Consider the following 804-nt stretch of genomic DNA (forward strand, 5'->3'; position numbering starts at 1 on the left):
TGGCGGACCGCGCCCGCCGCGCCGCCCCACCCGAACCACCCGACCCGGCAGACGCGTCGCTGCCGGTCGTGGTGGTGGCGGCGTCGAGGGAGCGGGTGGCGAGCACGGTCAGCGCGTCGGCCCACGTGACCAGGGGCTTGCCTCCGGCGGTGCAGCACCGGTCCGGGTGCAGCACGTCCCCGTTCAGGGCCCGCTTCTCCTCCTCGCTCACGCCCTCGCGGTTGGCGGGGTCGTGGCTCAGGGTGTGGAAGAGGTGGTCCTTCGNCCAACGCTGCCTCGATGAGGGCGCCGACCTCGGCGGGGGCGTCGTAGCGCAGCCGGAACCGCCCGTCGGCGTCCGTCCCCATGCTCAGGTGGGCGGGCTCGACCGGCGCGGGCGTCACCGGTCCCGACTCCGGGTCGTGCTGTTGGGGCTCGCCGGGCAGGCCACGGCCGCGGTCGTCGACGCTGTCGGGCTGCAGGGTGAAGTCGTAGCGGGTGACCGAGCGCTGCAGCTGGGTGACGGTCGCGTGCTGCGCGAACGCCGCGACCGTCGCGTCGAACGCGGCCGGGGTGTGCCGGGCCACGACCGCGGCCTGGTCCAGGCTGATCCGGCCCTCCCGCAACGCGGCCGCGGTCGCGGGCAGCTCCTGAGCGCGGCGGGCCAGCAGGATGACCGCGGCGGCCTGGCCCCGGGACAGTCCGGCGCGGAGCATCAGCCAGTGCTCGGGGGAGCGCAGACCCGCGGCCTGCCACGACCCGTCCGACAGGACGGTCGCGACGAAGTCGACGAGCCGGGCGTGCGCGTCGTGCAGGTCGGCGGCC

1 pseudogene is annotated in these 804 nt (G+C 76.3%); it reads right to left on the reverse strand.

From position 1 onward, the window contains the following. Positions 1-265: 265 nt before the first annotated feature. A pseudogene (locus tag ASG96_RS24410) lies at positions 266-794 on the reverse strand (DUF222 domain-containing protein); the annotation flags it as partial. Positions 795-804: the final 10 nt, after the last annotated feature.

The organism is Terrabacter sp. Soil810 (genome assembly GCF_001429645.1).
Taxonomy (GTDB): domain Bacteria; phylum Actinomycetota; class Actinomycetes; order Actinomycetales; family Dermatophilaceae; genus Terrabacter.